Source organism: Flavobacterium sp. KACC 22763 (genome assembly GCF_028736155.1).
GTDB lineage: Bacteria > Bacteroidota > Bacteroidia > Flavobacteriales > Flavobacteriaceae > Flavobacterium.
In genome coordinates this window covers 2,890,010-2,909,487 of the sequence record NZ_CP117879.1, presented here as the reverse complement: position 1 = coordinate 2,909,487, position 19,478 = coordinate 2,890,010, and the positions used below count along the sequence as shown (strand labels likewise).

The 19,478-nt window shown below is 34.1% G+C and carries 14 protein-coding genes and 1 other RNA gene; 7 read left to right on the top strand and 8 right to left on the bottom strand.

Translation table 11 applies throughout. The annotated features are described in order from the left end of the window. Window positions 1–22 precede the first annotated feature (22 nt). Together PQ463_RS11685 and PQ463_RS11680 are read left to right on the top strand one after the other, a co-directional pair. Window positions 23–1,243 carry a DUF763 domain-containing protein gene (locus PQ463_RS11685; RefSeq protein WP_274253854.1) on the top strand — a complete coding sequence of 407 codons (1,221 nt, stop codon included), beginning with the start codon at window positions 23–25 and terminating at the stop codon, window positions 1,241–1,243. Window positions 1,244–1,288: 45 nt separating this feature from the next. Beyond that, the gene (locus PQ463_RS11680; protein ID WP_274253853.1) at window positions 1,289–2,467 is read left to right on the top strand and encodes an MFS transporter; all 1,179 of its coding nucleotides are present in this window, start codon (window positions 1,289–1,291) and stop codon (window positions 2,465–2,467) included. Window positions 2,468–2,479: 12 nt separating this feature from the next. On the opposite strand, the gene PQ463_RS11675 is transcribed toward PQ463_RS11680, so the two are convergent. Together PQ463_RS11675 and PQ463_RS11670 are read right to left on the bottom strand one after the other, a co-directional pair. Further along, on the bottom strand, window positions 2,480–2,944 hold the full coding sequence (locus tag PQ463_RS11675) for a hypothetical protein (RefSeq protein WP_274253852.1): 465 nt from the start codon (window positions 2,942–2,944) through the stop codon (window positions 2,480–2,482). A 12-nt stretch (window positions 2,945–2,956) separates the two neighbouring features. Then, window positions 2,957–3,244 (bottom strand): hypothetical protein, encoded by a 288-nt coding sequence (locus tag PQ463_RS11670; RefSeq protein WP_274253851.1) that lies wholly within the window; start codon window positions 3,242–3,244, stop codon window positions 2,957–2,959. Window positions 3,245–3,863: 619 nt separating this feature from the next. On the opposite strand from PQ463_RS11670, the gene PQ463_RS11665 reads away from it, so the two are divergent. Continuing rightward, window positions 3,864–7,346, top strand: coding sequence for a patatin-like phospholipase family protein (locus PQ463_RS11665; RefSeq protein WP_274253850.1), 3,483 nt, complete (start codon window positions 3,864–3,866; stop codon window positions 7,344–7,346). Window positions 7,347–7,416: 70 nt separating this feature from the next. Here PQ463_RS11665 and ssrA read toward each other — a convergent pair. After that, window positions 7,417–7,814: a transfer-messenger RNA gene (ssrA, locus tag PQ463_RS11660) on the bottom strand. 67 nt (window positions 7,815–7,881) lie between these two features. Continuing rightward, on the bottom strand, window positions 7,882–9,084 hold the full coding sequence (locus PQ463_RS11655) for a serine hydrolase domain-containing protein (protein WP_274253848.1): 1,203 nt from the start codon (window positions 9,082–9,084) through the stop codon (window positions 7,882–7,884). Window positions 9,085–9,325: 241 nt separating this feature from the next. Here PQ463_RS11655 and PQ463_RS11650 point away from each other — a divergent pair, with 241 nt between their 5' ends. Further along, entirely contained in the window at window positions 9,326–10,528 is a 1,203-nt protein-coding gene (locus PQ463_RS11650; RefSeq protein ID WP_274253847.1) for an NAD(P)-dependent oxidoreductase, read from the top strand. 124 nt (window positions 10,529–10,652) lie between these two features. On the opposite strand, the gene fumC is transcribed toward PQ463_RS11650, so the two are convergent. Beyond that, window positions 10,653–12,038, bottom strand: coding sequence for a class II fumarate hydratase (fumC, locus tag PQ463_RS11645; protein ID WP_274253846.1), 1,386 nt, complete (start codon window positions 12,036–12,038; stop codon window positions 10,653–10,655). A 219-nt stretch (window positions 12,039–12,257) separates the two neighbouring features. On the opposite strand from fumC, the gene PQ463_RS11640 reads away from it, so the two are divergent. Further along, the gene (locus PQ463_RS11640) at window positions 12,258–12,431 is read left to right on the top strand and encodes a hypothetical protein (RefSeq protein WP_111288649.1); all 174 of its coding nucleotides are present in this window, start codon (window positions 12,258–12,260) and stop codon (window positions 12,429–12,431) included. 327 nt (window positions 12,432–12,758) lie between these two features. On the opposite strand, the gene PQ463_RS11635 is transcribed toward PQ463_RS11640, so the two are convergent. Together PQ463_RS11635 and arsC are read right to left on the bottom strand one after the other, a co-directional pair. Next, window positions 12,759–15,263 carry a TonB-dependent receptor gene (locus PQ463_RS11635; RefSeq protein ID WP_274253845.1) on the bottom strand — a complete coding sequence of 835 codons (2,505 nt, stop codon included), beginning with the start codon at window positions 15,261–15,263 and terminating at the stop codon, window positions 12,759–12,761. Window positions 15,264–15,354: 91 nt separating this feature from the next. Further along, entirely contained in the window at window positions 15,355–15,699 is a 345-nt protein-coding gene (gene arsC, locus PQ463_RS11630) for an arsenate reductase (glutaredoxin) (RefSeq protein ID WP_111426449.1), read from the bottom strand. Window positions 15,700–15,813: 114 nt separating this feature from the next. On the opposite strand from arsC, the gene PQ463_RS11625 reads away from it, so the two are divergent. Both PQ463_RS11625 and PQ463_RS11620 read left to right on the top strand, forming a co-directional pair. Next, entirely contained in the window at window positions 15,814–16,746 is a 933-nt protein-coding gene (locus tag PQ463_RS11625) for a CPBP family intramembrane glutamic endopeptidase (protein ID WP_274253844.1), read from the top strand. A gap of 4 nt (window positions 16,747–16,750) precedes the next feature. Next, complete coding sequence (locus PQ463_RS11620; protein WP_274253843.1) at window positions 16,751–17,794, top strand: AMP-binding protein; 1,044 nt, start codon at window positions 16,751–16,753, stop codon at window positions 17,792–17,794. A gap of 359 nt (window positions 17,795–18,153) precedes the next feature. Here PQ463_RS11620 and PQ463_RS11615 read toward each other — a convergent pair whose 3' ends face one another. Further along, entirely contained in the window at window positions 18,154–19,368 is a 1,215-nt protein-coding gene (locus PQ463_RS11615) for an RsmB/NOP family class I SAM-dependent RNA methyltransferase (protein WP_274253842.1), read from the bottom strand. Between the last annotated feature and the right edge of the window lie 110 nt (window positions 19,369–19,478).

Here is a 19,478-nt window from a genome sequence, read left to right as displayed (position 1 = left end):
TGCAGAATTCTAATTCCAGCAAATGAAACGTTCCGGTACAGCAGATCTTCCTTTACATTATGGGCATGTTCCATTATGGCTTGCTGAGCGAATGTCTAAACTTGGTCTTGCCATTGTAGAAACAATTGCAATGGAATTTTCGACTGCTGAGGTCATAAGTAAATTGAGCAATCCTTTTTGGTTTCAGAGTTTTGGAGCTGTTATGGGAATGGATTGGCACTCGTCTGGAATTACTACTTCGGTTCTTGGAGCATTAAAGAAATCGGTTAATCCGCACTCGAAAGAACTTGGGATTTATATCTGCGGAGGAAAAGGAAAGCATTCTATGGCAACGCCACAAGAACTTTTGTTCGTTGGCGAAAAAACGGGTCTTGATGGAATTAATCTTGCCAGCTGCAGCCGACTTACTGCAAAAGTGGACAATACCGCCATTCAAGACGGATTTCAATTGTATCAGCATAATTTTATTGTCGATAATAAAGGGCAGTGGGCTGTTATCCAGCAGGGAATGAATCCGAATTCGCGAACTGCCAGAAGATACCATTGGCACTCGCAAGATTTAAAGTCTTTTATAAATGAACCGCATACTTTTATTTATGGCGAAAATCAAGGCTCAATTTTAAATCTTACGGCAAATGAAGCCACAAAATCTCGTGAAGGTATTTTAGAATTGGTAAAAGAATCGCCAGTTAAAATCATAAAAGAAATGCAGCATCTTTCTATGCCCGCGCATCACGATGTGAGAATGGAAGATGTGAACATGAAAAGACTGGGCGCCATGCTTTGGGCTACTCACGAAAACAAGCCCGAAGATTTTGAAGAGTTACTGCTTTTAAAAGGAATGGGGCCAAGAGCTTTGCAGTCTTTGGCTTTGGTAAGCGAAATCATTTATGGAACTCCAACTCGCTTTGAAGATCCAGCCCGTTTTTCATTTGCTCATGGTGGAAAAGATGGACATCCGTTTCCTGTTCCCGTTAAAATCTACGATGAAACTATCGATACGTTGCAAAGAGCTATTAATCGTGCTAAAATTGGGAATAGCGATAAATTAAGTGCCATTCAGAAACTATCTGAGATTTCGCGGAAAGCAGAAGAAAGTTTTACGCCAAATTCTAATTTTGATGCCTTAATTCAAAGAGAAAGAGAGGAATCTTATAAATATGGCGGAAAAACCGTTTTTGGCGATGCAAAACCTCCTAAAAAGAAACCTATAAACCCATACAATCAGCTGGAATTATTTTAAAAATCATAATTTTCTATCAGCCTTTAGTTATATAAAAATCCAATAATGTCACAAAACGAAAAATCAATTTATACCTTACAATTCATTTTACTTTGTTTGAGTTCCCTATTATTTTCATCAAGTTTTAATATGATGATACCTGAACTTCCAAATTACTTAAGCAGTCTAGGAGGAGCAGAATACAAAGGGCTTATCATTTCATTATTTACATTGACGGCAGCAATTTCGCGCCCTTTCAGCGGTAAGCTTACCGATAAATGGGGACGCGTTCCTGTTATGGCAATAGGTTCTTCGGTTTGTGTGGTATGCGGATTTTTGTATCCAATTTTGAGTTCTGTTTCAGGATTTTTATTGTTGCGTTTGGTTCATGGTTTTTCAACAGGATTTAAACCTACATCAACTTCGGCTTATGTGGCAGATATTATTCCGCAGCACAGATGGGGAGAAGCGCTCGGAATGCACGGATTATGTTTTAGTATCGGAGGGGCATTAGGACCAGCGCTAGGAAGTATGATTGTGAATTCGTACGGAATCAATGTGATGTTTTACACTTCTTCATTTTTAGCCTTCTTTTCAATTATTATTGTAATGAATATGAAGGAAACTCTTGCGACAAAAGAAAAATTGAATTGGTCAATGTTCATTATAGGAAAAAATGATATTGTTGATAGAAATGTGTTTCCAGCAGGAATTATTACTTTTCTTTCGTACACCGCATTCGGACTTATTTTAACTTTAATTCCAGATTGGAGCGAACATTTGGGCGCAACAAATAAAGGATTATTTTTTACGGCTTTTACTGTCGCATCGGTTATGGTACGTTTTGGCGCAGGAAAAGTTTCCGATAGACATGGAAGACCAAAAGTTATCATGGCGGGATTAATCATAACTTCAATTGCTCTTTTTGTAATAAGTGCAGGAAGAGACATTCAGATGTTATTAATTGGAGCTGGAATTTACGGAATCGGTACTGGTATTTTGTCACCAGCAATTAGCGCATGGACTATTGACATGAGTAATCCTGAACATAGAGGAAAAGCAGTGGCAACAATGTATATTTCGATGGAACTTGGAATCGGTTTAGGCGCTCTTTTAGGTGGAACTTATTATAACGATCAAATTGACCGTATACCGCAAATCATTAGGTTTGATATACTGGTGTTAATTCTAGGGATTGCATATCTTACGTATTGGGCAAGAAATAAAAGGAGAATTAAAGCGTAATTTTCTGGCGCTTTATTCTTTTTTAATATTTAATTGCACTTTAAAATTGCCATAATAAGGATTATCAGCCATTAAAGAATGTCCGATTATTAAAACGTGAATTCCTTTTTGTTTGAGCGGAATTTTCAAATCCATTCCAAATGGTCCGTCTGCAGTTTTATCAGGAAAAATAATTTGATTAAAACGGATGTTTCCTTTTCCTCCATCTGGAATTATTTGAGCGTTTAATTCGCCCAAATCTTCATTTTTAAATTGAACATAAACTTTTGAATTTAGAGAATCTATATGGCCTTCTGCCCAAAACACATTTGCTTCATTCTTAAAATTCATAGCAATAGTGTCGCTTATTTTTTTGTTCTCCTGCTTTTTTTCTTTTTGAACAACAGGTATTGGTGATTCAGCAGAAGCTTCTTTGTTTTCCTTCTGCTGACATGAAAAAACGGAAATTAAAATTAGAAATACAGACAAGTTTTTCATAGCAGTATTTTTTTAGCTCAACATTTCGAAACTTCCTGGCTTTTCTTCATTTTTATCGTATTCTCCCGCAAGATTTCCATCCAAATCTTCCTCTTCCCAGTCATTTTCATCGTACTCTGACTCAAAATCGTATTCAAGATTTTCTTCCAATTCTCCAAGTTCTAGATTGTAGTGATTAGAAGCTGTGAGCTTATCAGTATAGTCACCTGCTAGATAATCGTCATAGTTTAGAAGTAGCTGTTGCTCATAAGAATTTGCTGCAAATGCAGATTCTTCAGATGTGTAATTTTCAGATTTCATATTAATCAGTTTTAATGAATGAATAATTGTGGCTAATTCTTTAATTAGATTATTCTAAAATTACATTGTAAGAGGGCTAACGATTTTATATAATTTCCTTGCAGTTTTATCAAATTTTCATTTGAGACGAAAATTTAGTTATAAAAAATGGATTTTATAATTTTTTGCTTAAAAAGAATTTAAGGGAATTTTTGTGTTATTATTTGAAGCAGTATAATTAAGCTGTTATGGAATATAAAAAATACTCTGATTTATATTTATTGAAATCTTCTTTTTTTAATTTGTTTTGGAAAGATTTATTGAGTCTAATTATTTGAAAAACAGGTAATTGTACTTATTTCTTTTTCAGATATTATTATTAAATTTGTTCCTACAAATTAAAAATCCCCTACAAGCCCACTCCTCGCAATTTTAGAAAAATAAGAGCAGAACAATTCAGATGTTTTATGCTAATATTCAAAAATGACATTTTTAAGTTATAAAATGTCATTGTCGAGCATTTTCACTTATATACGATTTGCATATTCTTATATCGATTATAGGGTTAGAAAGAAGAATTGAAAATTCCTGAGATATTCCTTGATATCAAATTTGATAGATTCTAAAAACAAAAATAGCCATGGATATAGTAACAGATCTTACAGCAGAAGCGGTTTCTTATATCACCTTATTTCAAGATATTTTAAAAAGCCAGCCCAAATCAACTGTACCGAACAATTTGATTAACAATACAGAGTGGAAATCGCTTAATGTATGTAATTTGCTTATTGATAATTTAACTCCTAATCAAAAAGAGAAAATTAGAGATTTGGTCTGGCATAGCCCTACAAAAGCAAACACTAAAGATCTTGCCAGGATATATTTTAAGAGGACTGTTTTGCTTTTAGATTGGCTTTCTGAAAATATACTGATAGGTAAAAAAAAGATCGATTTATTATTATCTGCGGAAGGAACATCAGAACTAATTTTGTTTAAACCCCCATTTTTCTGGAGGGAGAAAATCAGACACATTTTATATAAGGAGTCAGACAAACGTCTTGAACTGGTAGAATTATTAGAATATATGCCAGTACAGGTAATTTTGGCTATAACATTAAAAAAAGAGAAAGATTATACGATAAGACTTTATCAATTTTATATAAAGAAAATATTCGAAAAGGAATCAGAAACAGTGGTAACTTTTAATGATCATGATCTTCTGACTAGGGAAGATAAGGACAAACATGCTGAGTTTTGGAAAAGTGAAGAGGCTGAATTTGCTCAATCATACCTAAAAAATGATCAAGAATTGCTCAAAAAATTAATAAAAAACGGATGTTCGATTCCCTTTGAAACACTCTTTAGAGATGAGTTAATAGAAATTTCTAGGGCACGAAAAGCAAGAGATAAAGAATTAAATCTAGCTTCGGTAAGCAATGATTATAAAAGTGAAACCTTAGCGTCGCATTCTATTAAAGCAGAACAGGTTTTTGATGCTGTGGGAGAAGCTAGTGAGATGAAACTTATGGGACTTGCTTTTTCAGGAGGAGGAATCAGGTCTGCCACTTTTAATCTGGGTATTCTACAACGATTAGCAGCATTAAATGCTCTTCACAAATTTGATTATATCTCAACTGTATCTGGTGGTGGTTATATTGGAACTTGGTTTAATTCATGGATAAAGAGATCAGGTTCTTTTAGCAAAATTAATGACCGTCTTTCTCCTGATAAATCTGGTGATCCGTTAGCAGATGAAGTCCGTCCAATACGATGGCTTAGAATGTTCAGCAATTATTTATCCCCAAATGTTGGAATAATGTCTCCAGATGCGTGGACGTCTGGTATGACTTGGGTGCGCAATACAATGATTAATCAAACGGTATTGTTGCTGACATTATTAACTATCCTATCTTGTATCTATACTATTTATTCTTTTTGGGATTGGGCTAGAGAAAGTATAACGCAACAAAGTATTTTATGTGTTTCTATTTGGAGCAGTATCATATTGATAATAGGTTCTCTCATTGTTGCGATTCCAATGCGTACTTTTTATAGTGATGAAGAAAAAGAATCACATAAACTATGGTTAATAAATTTGAGGAAATCAATAATAAATTTTACGAGAAAATTTAAGTTAGGAACTTTTATCCCTAATATAATTTTGATTTGGGGCGGATTTAGTGCATTAATTATTAGTACTTATTTTGCGGCATATAATCCAAATTTTATTGGAAATGATAAATTTTGGTTTATAGGTTTGGTTTTTTGTGCGGCATTTTCAGGTTTTATCTGGGTAGCTGTTTGGGGTAATTACCATAAAAGATGGGATCTCATGAAAAGAGGAGTAGGAAATGTTACGCCAAAAGAAGAAAAAAATGATTACGCTAAAGATGAAATTCAAGAATCTAAAAAAATATTTGAGAAAAAAGTTGGTTGGGCAATTGCTTTATCTTCTCTTGTAGCATCGGCGGTGCTAGTATTTCTTTTGATAGTTTTTTGGTCCAATACAAATTTTATTTACAATTTGTTTATAGAGCATTATTCAAATTCTTGTAAAGTATTTTTTGTTATTGGTATTCCTTGTATCCTTGAAATATTCTCAATAGCTGTGATTATCAGAATGGCACTTATGGGAAATCTTTTTCCAGACTATAGAAGAGAATGGTGGGGTAGAATTGGCGGTTTGGTTCATCGCTTCATACTTTTTTGGATTATCATAAGTTTTGCTTCTTTGATTATGCCTGATCTATGGGAGAAATATTCAAAAAGCAATTTGGAAGGTTTTGACTGGAAAAGTTTAACAGGTTGGACTGGTTGGGCTGGATTTATTGGCTGGGGTATGAAAAAAGCTTTTGAAGCTACGGATGAAAGTGAAAGCAAAAAGAAAAGCTATATTGATATTTTACTTAAAGTCGTGCCGTTTGTTTTTATGGTTGGAGTTCTGTTGATAGGTTCTTGGATATTAGACAAAATAGAAGGATTTAATTTTTTTCCGAATATAAAAGAAGACTGGGGTAAATTTGGTTGTATTACTATAAGTTTATTAATTATTACAGTCTTAGTGAGTTGGCGTGTAGGTGTTAATGAATTTTCATTGCATCATTTTTATAGAAATAGGCTTATTAGGGCTTTTATGGGGGCAACTCGAAGCAGAGAAGAAAGAATAAAAACAGCCAATGCTTTTACAGGATTTGATGCCTATGATGATATTTTATTGTCTTCAATGACTGTTAAGGATGGTTATTTTGGGCCTCTTCCACTTATAAATGCTACACTCAATGCTACTGTAGTTTCTGCTTTAGACAGACAGGATCGTAAGGGGGAATCATTTGTTTTTTCTCCATTATATTGTGGTTATGATTTTAGTCCTACGCGTTCTTCGACTTATAACGTAGATAGAATTTATGAGTATGGATACAGACCAACAAATAAGTTTTCTAATAAAAATGGTGGTCCAACAATGGGAACTGCAATGGCAATATCCGGTGCCGCAGTTAACCCAAATTGGGGATATCATTCTTCTTCTACTATGGCATTTTTACTTACGCTTTTTAATCTGCGTCTAGGCTGGTGGATTGGTAATCCGAGACTGGCTAAATGGAAGAATCCTGATCCAGTATTTGGCTTATTGTATTTAATGCGAGATCTTATTGGTAAGTCAGATATTAATATGAAGTATGTTTGTCTTTCCGATGGGGGGCATTTTGACAATACGGGTTTATATGAACTTATAAGAAGACGTTGTCAGTATATTTTATTGGGTGATGCAGAGCAGGATAATAGAGGGACTTGTGAAGGGCTTGCAAATGCTATAAGACGATGCCGAATAGATTTTGGAGTTGATATTGATATTTCAATTGATGATATTATTAAAGGAAAGAGTCATATAGCCAAAGGAGCTATTAAGTATCCAGGTGATAAAAAAGATATTGGAACGCTCATATATATCAAAACTGTTGTAACAGGCGAGGAACCAGCTGATATTAGAGAATATGCTTTGGCGAATCCAGATTTTCCGCAACAATCGACAGGAGATCAATTTTTTGATGAAGCACAGTTTGAGAGTTATCGTAAATTAGGCTATTATTCCATTAAAGATATAAGTGAATTACACTTGCCTTGATCTTTGATAATGAAAAGTGTGTTTTTTTAAGAATAAAAAAAGCCTGTAAACAAAGAGTTTACAGGCTTTTTTGTGGAGTCGCCGGGAATCGAACCCGGGTCCAAACAAGCAACTAAAGAGCTTTCTACACGCTTATTTCCTGATTAGATTTTCGATGTTGAGCTAGGCCAGAAACAACCACCCAACACTTATCTTCTTAATTTTCGAAATCCACCCGAAGCTCATGGAAATCTAGGTTTATTTTTACGGTTCCCCTGAACGGAACGCCACAAACCAAGGCTTTCCAGGAGAATCCAGCTTCTCTACCTTGTAGAGACGTGGCGCAATCGTACTATGATTCGGATTATGCAGCTAAAGCGTAATTATTTTCGCCGTGTAAAAGTTCGAGATCTTATATTTACGAGCAAGGTCTCAATGCTCGACGTGCTTACTGTTCAATTCGACTTGCTGTCAAAACCAGTCGACCCCAAAAAATAAGTCTGCAAATTTAGAGTATTTGAAATTACTTTCTGCTAAAATTTTCAGAAAAATTTTGTTATTCTTCGTCTTTAAAATTAAAAGGGTAATCTCCAAAAACAGGAGCTAGTTTGCGAACTGCATAAGTGTTTCTTGTCATCTTATTAGATAATGCAATAATCGTAACTCCTTCTTTCATCAAAGTAATGTAAGATGAGGTGTTTCCGTGCCACCAGCCGTTATGGAAATAGAAATTCTGTCCTGTTTCCCAATTAATCATTCTAATTCCAAGGCCATAATTCTTAGTTCCTTTGCGTTCGTTGCTGTAACCTGTGTATACTTGCTTCAGCAATTCAGGTTTTAGAAAATCTGGTGATTGTCTTGCACGATCAAATTTTAAAAGATCTCTTGCTGTAGAAAAAACATTTTTATCGCCATAGACATTATCCAAATAATCAAAACCGATTTCTACACCGTTACCTTTATATGAAGGAACAATTTTCTTTCTGTCTTTATCGTCATCAAAAACATAAGTATGAGTCATTCCAAGAGGCTTAAAAATCATTTGAGACATTGCTTCTTTATAACTTAAACCTGTAATTTTTTCAATAATAAGCGCCAGCATTGCATAATTGGTATTGCAATAGCTAAAACGAGTTCCAGTTCTAGATTCTAAACCAATATCTTTTGTTGCCAGAATATCCAAGATATCTTTATTGGTCAATTGATTATGTCTGTCCCAGATCGATTTATCGCGATCTGTAAAATAGGCATAATTACGCATTCCTGTACGGTGATCCAATAACATTCTGATCGTACATTCTTCGTATGGGAAAGTTTTTAAAATAGTATTTACTTTCTGATCGAGGTCAATTTTTCCTGCATTCACCAATTTTAAAACCGCTGTTGCAGTTAGTACCTTGCTCACAGAAGCAATTTGCACAGGAGTGTCAGGAGTTATTTCGGTTCCTTCATTTTTATTGGCAAAACCGTTATATCTTTCAAATAAAATCTGTCCATTTTTGGCCACTAAGAAGCTTCCATTCATGGTATTGTTTGGCCAATTTTTGTTATAAAAGTGATTTATTCTGCCGACAACCGTGTTTTTATAAGCCTGTGAAACTTTCGGTTCAGCTCCTAACGGCTTCATTTTAGGTAAGGTATCTTCGACTGTCTGAGTTGTATCTGTTGCTGTTGTTTTGTTTTGACCACAAGAGCTTAAAACAAGTATTGAAAAAAGTAATTGTGGTATCTTTGTCTTTTTAAGGAAAATCATTTGCATCGTTCTTTAAAAACAAATATATCGAATTCAATTTTGTTGTATTCTTGGTTCTGTGGCTCTAATTTGCGTTTTTTAACATATTTTTAAGAAAAGTAAATTTTAGTCAGTTGTTTTTCAGCTTTTAACGGTTTTTAAGCATTCCAGATAGAATTTTTAAAACAAAATTTTAACTAAATTTGTTATATTTGAAACAAATATGTTTTAAAAAGTTATATTATTAAAAACTAAAAAACCACATTAAATGAAATTTGGAATTATAAAAGAGAGAAAAAACCCGCCTGATAGAAGAGTAGTTTTTTCTCCAAATGAATTGACAAGATTAAAACAGCTTTATCACGATGCTTCTGTAAAAGTTGAAAGTTCTGATATTAGAATATTTTCTGACGATGATTATAAAAATATGGGAATTACGGTCACTGATGATGTATCTGACTGTGATGTTTTATTTGGTGTAAAAGAAGTTCCTGTAGACGATTTGATTCCAAACAAAGCTTATTTCTTTTTTTCTCATACGATTAAAAAACAACCTCATAACAGAAAACTGCTTCAGGCGATCTTAGAAAAAAATATCGATTTGTATGATCATGAAACGATTGTAAACGAACACGATCATCGTTTAATTGGTTTCGGAAAATATGCTGGTATGGTTGGGGTTTATAATGGAATTCGTGCATTTGGAATTAAATTTGAATTGTTTAAACTTCCGAAAGCAGAGTCACTTTCTGGAAAAGAAGATTTGATAAAGCATTTAAAACGCATTACAATGCCTGCTTTAAAATTTGTTGTTACAGGAACAGGAAAGGTTGGGAGTGGGGCAAAAGAAATTTTGGATGCTATAAAAGTGAAAGAAATTACGATTGATAATTATTTGACTAAAAAATATGCTCAAGCGGTTTACGTTCAGTTGGATGTTTTGGAATATAACAAAAGAAAAGACGGTCAGGTTTTAGATTTTATAGATTTTGTGAATCATCCTGAAGAATATGAATCTGATTTTGAAAGATTTACGAAGGTTTCGGATATTTATTTCGCTGGGCATTTTCATGCTAATAATGCTCCAATGATTTTGACAAAAGAAATGCTGAATGCAAGCGATTGCAAATTGAAAGTGGTGGCAGATATTTCTTGTGATGTTAACGGACCGATAGCTTGTACAGTTCGTTCATCTACAATTGAAGAGCCGTTATACGGGTATTTTCCATTAGAAGATCGTGAAGTTGATTTCTTCCATCCTGCAGCTGTTGCTGTAATGGCGGTAGATAATCTACCTTGCGAAATTCCAAAAGATGCCAGCGAAGGTTTCGGAGAGCAATTTATGGAACACGTAATTCCGGCTTTCTTCAATGGTGATAAAGACGGAATCTTAAAACGTGCCAAAATCACTGAGAATGGAAAATTGACGGAAAGATTCAGTTATTTACAGGATTACGTTAATAATGGTTAATTATTAATTATAAATGGTTAATGAAAAAGAGCTTTCAAATTTTAGAAAGCTCTTTTTTTATTCGTATCGATGAGAATTAACAATTAACAATTAACAATTAACAATTAACAATTAACAATTAATCTTAAACCATATCCTCAGGTTTTACCCAAGCATCAAAATCTTCTGGTGTTACATAACCCAAACGAACAGCTTCTTCTTTAAGAGTCGTTCCGTTTTTATGAGCGGTTTGAGCGATTTCTGCTGCTTTGTAATAACCAATTTTAGTGTTTAAAGCGGTAACGAGCATTAACGAATTGTCTACTAATTCTTTGATGCGTTTATGATTTGGTTCGATTCCTTGGGCGCAATGTTCATCAAAAGAAACACAAGCATCGCCAAGTAATTGCGCCGATTGTAAAAAGTTAGCTGCCATTACAGGTTTGAAAACATTTAGTTCGTAGTGACCTTGCATTCCTCCAACAGCAATTGCCATATCGTTTCCAATGACTTGTGCACAAACCATAGTTAAAGCTTCACATTGTGTTGGGTTTACTTTTCCAGGCATAATAGAAGAACCTGGCTCGTTTTCAGGAATATGAATTTCGCCAATTCCAGAACGTGGACCAGAAGCTAACATTCTAACATCATTGGCAATTTTATTTAATGAAACAGCCAATTGTTTTAAGGCTCCATGTGTTTCTACGATCGCATCGTGTGCGGCAAGCGCTTCAAACTTGTTTTCCGCTGTTATAAAAGGATGTTTGGTGAATTTTGCAATATATTCGGCAACTTTTACATCGTAACCTTTTGGCGTGTTTAGCCCTGTTCCGACAGCTGTTCCTCCAAGAGCAATTTCAGATAAATGAGCTAAAGTATTTTTTAAAGCTTTTAATCCGAAAGCTAATTGAGCGGCGTAACCTGAAATTTCTTGACCAAGCGTTAAGGGTGTTGCATCCATTAAGTGTGTACGGCCGATTTTAACAACGTCTTTGTATTCGGCTGCTTTTTTTGCTAAAGTAGCATGAAGTTTTTCGACTCCAGGAATAGTAGTTTCTACCACCATTTTGTAAGCCGCAATGTGCATTCCAGTTGGGAAAGTATCATTTGATGATTGGGATTTATTTACATCATCATTGGCTTTTATGAATTGTTCGCCTTCGCCAATTTCAAAACATTTAAGAACTTGAGCACGGTTGGCAATTACTTCATTTACATTCATATTGCTTTGTGTGCCAGAACCTGTTTGCCAGATTACAAGAGGAAATTGATCGTCTAGTTTGCCTTCAAGGATTTCGTCGCAAACGGCTGCAATGGCATCTCTTTTTTCTATTGGCAGAACGCCTAAATCATAATTAGCATAAGCGGCAGCTTTTTTTAGATAGGCAAAACCTTCAATGATTTCTTTTGGCATAGATGCCGCTGGTCCGATTTTGAAATTATTTCTGGAACGTTCTGTTTGTGCACCCCAATATTTATCGGCTGGGACTTGAACTTCGCCCATGGTGTCTTTTTCTATTCTGTATTTCATTATGTTGTATGTAAAAATGTTATCTGTAAAAGGTGAAATGTTTTGATGAAATTCATCTGAGCTCTTTTAAAGAAAGGGATTGTATGTCCTAAAAAAGCTTATTTAAAATGAGTATAAATATACGGATAAATGTTATTTAACGAAAATTGATTTAGATTTTATTGCTGAGAAAAAATATATACCCTACATTTGTCGTAACATTCAAAAATTCCGGAAAACATGTTTGAATTTTCACAGTACTTAGGCTTTTTACTTTTCTTAACCATACTTACTATAGGGTTTTGGTTAATGTTTTTCTTAGTTGGTTTCGTATCTTACTGGGTTACGGGTGCTAGCTGGGAAATGATCAAAGAGAAAAGAGCTAGAAAAAGACAAGAAGAACAATCTATTTAATTTTAGATTGATGTCATAAGAAAAGAACCCATTAGGGTTCTTTTTTTTGTGCAAAAAAAAAGAGAAATTCCAATACTTGAAATTCCAAATTCTAATTTGATGAGCTTATTTAAACCCGACAGGTTTTTAAAACCTGTCGGGTTTCGTTAGAAATAGAAAAATCCAAATTTCAAATTTCCAAACTTTGACAAACTTGGATGATTAAATAAATTGGCTAAAAAGAAAAATTCCAAATCCCAATCGTAAAAGTTGGAATTTGGAATTTTTTTTATTGTTATTTTTTATCCAGTTTGGAATTTGGAATTTCAGTATTGGAATTTAAAAAAATTATCCCGGAAAATCTCCACCGCCGTCTCCACCGCCGTCATTTCTTGGCTGTGCATTTTTATCTCTTTCGCTCTTTGGTTTGTTGAAACGGTAAGTGAATGATAAATTGAATTGACGTTTACGGAATTGGAATTCGCTATACGAAGTCACTCCATCTAAATAAGTGTAAGATCTCATTTTTCTTGAATTGAATACGTCGCTAATGTTGAAAGCAATAGTAGCTTTATCTTTCATAACATCTTTGCTTAAAGCAGTATTCATTCCAAATTGCCCTAGGTTTTTACCTTGAGCTGTTTTTTGCTCTCCGTTGTACATTGCTGTCAATTGCCAGTCAATTTTATATGGTAAAGTAACTTTAGAGTTTACTCTTGCAAACCAAGATGTAGCCTGATTGTCTAAATCTTGAACTATAGTATTTCCTTGCGTATCTATGTAACTATGCTCTCCTGTAGTTTTTACATTAAAGAAATTGAAGTTACTGTTTAACTTCCACCATTTATACGGAGTGTAATTGAATGTGAATTCGAAACCAAATTTTTGTTCTCTTCCTAAGTTAATAGGCTGACTTTTGATTACTGGAGTACCGTCAACTACCTCACCTGGCGCAGGCGTTACCACTTCACCATCAGCAGTTACATAATCGCCGGTAGGAGATCTTACAAAGCTGAAAACGTCTTTTGTGTCTTCAAAATAAGCAGATGTATTGAAGGTTACTTTATCCCATTTTTTGATATAACCAATGTCATATTTATCTGTTAAAGAAGGATCTAAATCTGGATTTCCTTGAAAAATATTAATATTACTCGCATAATTTACAGCAGGGTTCATGAAACGTCCTCTTGGTCTAGATAAACGTTTGCTATAACTTGCCGAAAAATTGCTTTGATCTGAGATTTCGTAACTAATAAAAGCACTTGGAAACAAGTTGTTGTATTTCTTAGTATTGAAATTATTGTTGTCTAGCAAGTTTACATGAATATCTGTGTCTTCCCATCTTAAACCAAATAAATAAGAGAATTTGTTTGCTTTGAAGCCATATTGAGTGTAAAGGGCATTGATATTTTCTTTGTATTCTAATGTGTTTGATAGATTAGGATCTTTTACTGGAACATTATTTTCGATAGTAGTTACATAATATTCATTATTCAAATCTCCAAAACTTCCTTTGTAACCCGCTTCAAATTGCCCACCTTTACCTAATGGAAGAACATAATCGGCCTGAAATAATACTTGTTTTTGTACCTGATCGTTTAGCGTATTATTGAAATTAGGTGAAGCTGTAATGGTACTATTGCTGTCATCTGTATTTCTTGAAATAGAAAGATCTGCAGTAAGTTTATGTCCTTTATCGTTGAAATTTTTAATCAAGTTCGAAGTGTACTCAAAGTTTTCACTTCCAGTATCTGCGTCATTTAAACGATACGATGTTCCAGTGTAATTATGTGCAGCATCGTAGTTGTAATAATTGATCAAATCTCTATCATCACCAGTATTTTTTTGGTAATTGATGGCATTTGTCCAAAATGTAGAAGGAGTCAGTGTCCATTCAACACCAGCTCGTTCGTTAAATCCGTTTCTGACACGTTTTGTATCACGGTTTTCGTCTAAATAGCTTTTTGTTACTTCGTTTTGATCAAAATATTCTGAGTTTGTTTTACCAGCTCCTTCAGTAGTTCTATAGTTGTAACCAGCAGTTGTGAAATAGTTTAACTTTTCAGTTTTATAGTTTAAGTTGGCACTTGCGCCATACGTTTCTGGTAAACCAGTCGAGGCAATAAAAGTTCCGTTAAAACCTTGATTTTTACCTTTTTTAAGAATGATATTGATAATTCCAGATCCACCTTCTGCATCATAACGTGCTGATGGATTTGTAATTACTTCTACTTTATCAATGGCATCTGCCGGAAGTTGTCTCAAAGCTTCTGCAACGTTAATTGCCTGTGAAGGTCTTCCGTCAATTAAAATACGAATATTGTCGCTTCCTCTTAAACTTACATTTCCTTCAGTATCAACAGAAACAGAAGGAACATTGTCTAAAACATCGCTCACGCTTCCGCCTTTTACGATCATGTCTTGACCAACGTTGTACACTTTTTTGTCCAGTTTAATTTCGACTGTCGATTTTTCAGCACGAACTACAACTTCGTTTAGTTGTGCAGCATCTTCAGATAGGTTTACAACACCTAAATTGGTGTCATCCTGAATACTTTTTTGCTTAATTTCAGTAGATTTGAATGAAATAAATTCCACTTTTATATCGTAAGTTCCGGGTGCAACCGCAACTTCAAATTCTCCTTTTGGGTTTGTGATACCACCAGCAACAACTTTTGTGTCATTTGGTTTGGTAAGCGAAATTGTAGCGTATTCTAATGGTTGTTTGCTTACTTTCTCGAAAACTTTTCCAGTGACTTTTACTTTGGGTCTGCCACCCGGACCTTGTTGAGAATAATTGTAAAAACTTGTAAACAAGAATACAAGTAATACAGCAAATTTGATTTTTTTCATTTTCTGGTTTTCTTTTTCTCTTTAGACGCCAAATGTAGTTTTTGGTTTAAAGAGAAAAATCACAAAAAAATGTTAATAGGGTATTTTAGAATCAATCTAAAAAAGAAGCAACAAGTTCTGGATCGCGGCCAATGATCGCTTTTCCGTCTTTTACAACAATTGGACGCTCGATTAAAATAGGATTTTCTACCATGGCATTGATAATCTCATCGTCACTTAAAGTTTTGCCTTTAAAATTTTCAATCCAGATTTTTTCTTTGGTTCTAATCAGCTGGATTGGTTCAAGATTTAACTGTCCCAATAATGTTTTTAACTGGTCAAAAGATGGAGTTTCAGTTAAGTAAGGTATGATTTCAAAATCCTGATTCGACTTTTCAATAAAAGCAAGGCAATTTCTCGATTTTCCGCATCTCGGATTGTGGTAGATTTGTATCATTTTGCTATATTTAAATGTTTAATATTCATACATTAAAAAGGAGGTATTTTAGCAATATCAAAAGTAAGACTAACTTATCAAATTTAAATTCTCATTTTTTAAAATTTTAATTTTATGTTTTTAGAGCAAGGGATTAAACCCGAAAACAAATTTTGGAAATATCTTTTAGGGTCAGTCTTTATTATTTCGGCCTCTTTTATAGGGCAAATTCCAATTACTGCAGCTGTATTTTATAAAACATTTAGAGATCATATTGCTTTTCCAACTACAAATGAAGGAGTGATGAAAATGTTTGAAAGCAATACAACTCTTTTTCTAGTAATGATTTCTTTTATTTTTGCCTTTGCAGGAATTTATTTTGTGGTAAAATATATGCACCATCAAACTCTCTTGTCGGTGACAACATCAAGATCTAAAGTAGATTGGAAAAGAATCTGGTTTTCTTTCTTTTTATGGTCATTTTTCTCAGTGCTCAGTTTTTTGTTTGTATATTTAAGATCTCCAGAGCAGTTTGTGTTGCAGTTTAAATTAGTACCATTTTTGATATTAGCAGTTTTAGGATGTGTTTTAATTCCGATTCAAACTTCTACTGAAGAATATGTTTTTAGGGGATATTTAATGCAGGGATTTGCCAATTTAGCTCAGAATAGATGGTTTCCGCTCCTAATGACTTCTCTTATATTTGGCTCTATGCACTGGACCAATCCAGAAGTCGAAAAAATGGGAAGTATTATCATGATTTATTATATAGGAACTGGATTATTTTTAGGGGTTATCACTTTGATGGACGAAGGAATGGAATTAGCACTTGGATTTCATGCTGCTAACAATCTTGTTGGAGCATTATTGGTTACTTCAGATTGGACCGTTTTTCAAACGAATTCTATATTTAAAGATCTTTCAGAACCTTCGGCAGGAATTGATGTAATTCTGCCAGTTGTTGTTATTTACCCAATCCTGCTTTTTATTTTTAGTAAAAAATATGGCTGGACCAATTGGAAAGAAAAACTAACAGGAAAAATTAGTAATGTCGAATTAAATGCTTAAGAATATGCAAAACTTAACTCACAATAAAGTTCACAATTATTTCAAATTAAATGGATATCATTTAAATGCAAAAGATTTGTGTCAAATCGCTTATAGTTACATAAAAGAAGGTGATGCTTACGAACAATCCATTGGAGAATTCTTTTTGGATTGGTTTGATAAAAAGGATTATATCGAGATGACGACTTCTGGAACAACAGGGCTTCCAAAACTAGTTAAATTAAGGAAACAATCCATGATCCAGTCAGCTTTGGCAACAGGTGATTTTTTTGGTTTAGAACCAGGAGATAAAGCCTTACTGTGTCTGCCGACTCAATTTATAGCAGGGAAGATGATGCTGGTGAGAAGTTTAATTTTAGGATTGGAATTAGATGTGGTTTCACCAAGTTTGCATCCATTGCAATTTAATACAACAACATACGATTTTGTGGCAATGGTGCCGCTTCAAGTTCAGAACTCTATAGAAGGACTTTCTAAAGTGCGAAAACTAATTATAGGAGGAGCAAAATTAGATTCGGCTCTTGAAGAAAAATTATTACCTCTTAAAACAGAAATTTACGAAACATACGGAATGACCGAAACTATCACTCATATCGCTGCAAAACGTTTAGGTGATTCTGTTTTTTCTATTCTTCCAAATGTGAAAATCTCCCAAGACGATCGTCAGTGCTTGGTTATTAATGTCGCCTCTATTTCTGATGAGCCAATTGTAACGAATGATTTGGTGGAATTAGTAAATGAACAGCAATTTAAGTTTTTAGGTCGAATTGATAACGTAATCAATAGTGGAGGAGTGAAGCTGATTCCAGAACAGATTGAAGCTAAGTTGATTGGGAAAATTGCCAACAGGTTTTTTGTAACAGGACTTCCAGATACCACTTTGGGAGAAAAATTGATTTTGGTTGTGGAAGGGGAAAAACAAGAATTTGCTCCTGATTTTTTCGATGTTTTAGGGAAGTACGAAAAACCAAAAGAAATTGTTTTTGTTTCTAAATTCAAAGAAAACGAAAACGGAAAATTACTTCGTAAACCTACTTTGCAAGAGTAAAATTCAAAAATAAAAAATTCCAAATTCCAATGCTGAGCGTTTAAAACTTGACTAGTGACGTTCCAAGCTGGAACGCAAAAATAAATTTCAAGTTTTTCGCAATCTTGTCATTTCGACCGAAGGGAGAAATCTTCGCCAGAAACTCCGCAAAGATTTGACATTTTGGGGTGGTGCTACTTGCGGAGATTTGCTTCGCCAATTCGCTATCGCTCGGGTCTCCCTTCGGTCGAAATGACAAAACTATATGTAGAAAAAAATAAAAAATTCCAAATTCCAAGTTTTAAGATTGGAATTTGGAATTTTTAGTATTGAGTTATTCCAAAACAAATTGGAATTTGGAATTTAAATATTGGAATTCCCTATTTTTTACGTTCCAGTAGTGCCATATAGAATCCGTCAAAACCAGATTCTGAAGCTAACATTTTACGGTCTTCAATAAAAGTAAATTGTTTTCCGATTTCTGTTTTTAAGAACTTTTCTACTTGCTCTTGGTTCTCTGATGGAAGAACTGAACAAGTTGCATAAACTAATTTTCCGCCCGGTTTTACAATTTTAGAATAGTTTTCTAAAACTTCACTCTGAACTTTACGAATGTTATCGATAAATTCAGGTTGTAATTTCCATTTAGAATCAGGGTTTCTTTTCAAAACTCCTAATCCGCTACAAGGTGCATCAATTAAAACGCGATCAGCTTTTTCGTGTAATTTTTTAATCACTTTTGTGCTGTCGATAATGCGATATTCAATATTAAAAGCGCCATTTCTTTTTGCTCTTAATTTCAATTGCTTCAATTTACTTTCGTACAAGTCCATTGCAATCAATTGTCCTTTATTTTCCATTAAAGAAGCCATGTGCAATGTTTTTCCGCCCGCTCCAGCGCAAGTATCTACAACACGCATTCCTGGTTTTACATCCAAAAATCCTGCAACTAGTTGAGAGTTGGCATCTTGAACTTCAAATAAACCTTGTTTAAAAGCATCTGTCAAAAATACATTGGCTCTTTCTTTTAAAACAAGAGCTTCTGGCTGGTCTTTTAAATATTCAGTTTCAATATTTAAGTCCATTAAAGTATTGCGAAGACTTTCTTTAGTACCTTTTAAAGTGTTGGTTCTAAGAATAACTTTTGCAGGCTGATTTTGAGCTGCAATTTCTTTTGCCCAAACTTTTTCTCCAAGTTCTTTCACACCCAATTCATCCATCCAATCTGGAATAGATTCTTTGATGGCTCTAGTTTTAGATAATTCGTCAAAACGACCTTTAATTTTTCTTTCAGGAGTTCCTTCCAATTGTCTCCAATCTGGAATTGGATAACCGCGTAAAACAGCCCAAACCGCAAACATTCTCCATAGATTGTCTCTGTCATAAGGTTCTTTTACTTCGGCAATTTCAGCGTATAATCGTTTCCAGCGAACAATTTCGTATATGGTTTCAGCAACAAACTTCCTGTCAGAACTTCCCCAACGTTTGTCTTTTTTTAATGCTCTAGCTACCACTTTATCGGCATATTCTCCTTCGTTGAAAATTGCATTTAAAGAGTCAATGGTAGTATAAACTAAATTTCTGTGTAATCTCATTTCTATATTTTGAGTTGCAAAGGTACTATTAATTGATTGAAAGTTAAATTTTTAATACTGAATCTTGCTTTAGACTTTCACTAAATGAAAAAACACTCTAATTTAGAGTG

Excerpts from the sequence above, each read along its gene's own strand:
- PQ463_RS11620 (WP_274253843.1), top strand. The coding sequence starts at position 16,751 with ATGCAAAACTTAACTCACAATAAAGTTCACAATTATTTCAAATTAAAT.
- PQ463_RS11665 (WP_274253850.1), top strand. The coding sequence starts at position 3,864 with ATGGATATAGTAACAGATCTTACAGCAGAAGCGGTTTCTTATATCACC.
- PQ463_RS11685 (WP_274253854.1), top strand. The coding sequence starts at position 23 with ATGAAACGTTCCGGTACAGCAGATCTTCCTTTACATTATGGGCATGTT.
- fumC (WP_274253846.1), bottom strand. The coding sequence starts at position 12,038 with ATGAAATACAGAATAGAAAAAGACACCATGGGCGAAGTTCAAGTCCCA.
- PQ463_RS11640 (WP_111288649.1), top strand. The coding sequence starts at position 12,258 with ATGTTTGAATTTTCACAGTACTTAGGCTTTTTACTTTTCTTAACCATA.
- PQ463_RS11680 (WP_274253853.1), top strand. The coding sequence starts at position 1,289 with ATGTCACAAAACGAAAAATCAATTTATACCTTACAATTCATTTTACTT.
- PQ463_RS11670 (WP_274253851.1), bottom strand. The coding sequence starts at position 3,244 with ATGAAATCTGAAAATTACACATCTGAAGAATCTGCATTTGCAGCAAAT.
- PQ463_RS11625 (WP_274253844.1), top strand. The coding sequence starts at position 15,814 with ATGTTTTTAGAGCAAGGGATTAAACCCGAAAACAAATTTTGGAAATAT.
- PQ463_RS11615 (WP_274253842.1), bottom strand. The coding sequence starts at position 19,368 with ATGAGATTACACAGAAATTTAGTTTATACTACCATTGACTCTTTAAAT.
- PQ463_RS11635 (WP_274253845.1), bottom strand. The coding sequence starts at position 15,263 with ATGAAAAAAATCAAATTTGCTGTATTACTTGTATTCTTGTTTACAAGT.
- arsC (WP_111426449.1), bottom strand. The coding sequence starts at position 15,699 with ATGATACAAATCTACCACAATCCGAGATGCGGAAAATCGAGAAATTGC.
- PQ463_RS11675 (WP_274253852.1), bottom strand. The coding sequence starts at position 2,944 with ATGAAAAACTTGTCTGTATTTCTAATTTTAATTTCCGTTTTTTCATGT.
- PQ463_RS11650 (WP_274253847.1), top strand. The coding sequence starts at position 9,326 with ATGAAATTTGGAATTATAAAAGAGAGAAAAAACCCGCCTGATAGAAGA.
- PQ463_RS11655 (WP_274253848.1), bottom strand. The coding sequence starts at position 9,084 with ATGCAAATGATTTTCCTTAAAAAGACAAAGATACCACAATTACTTTTT.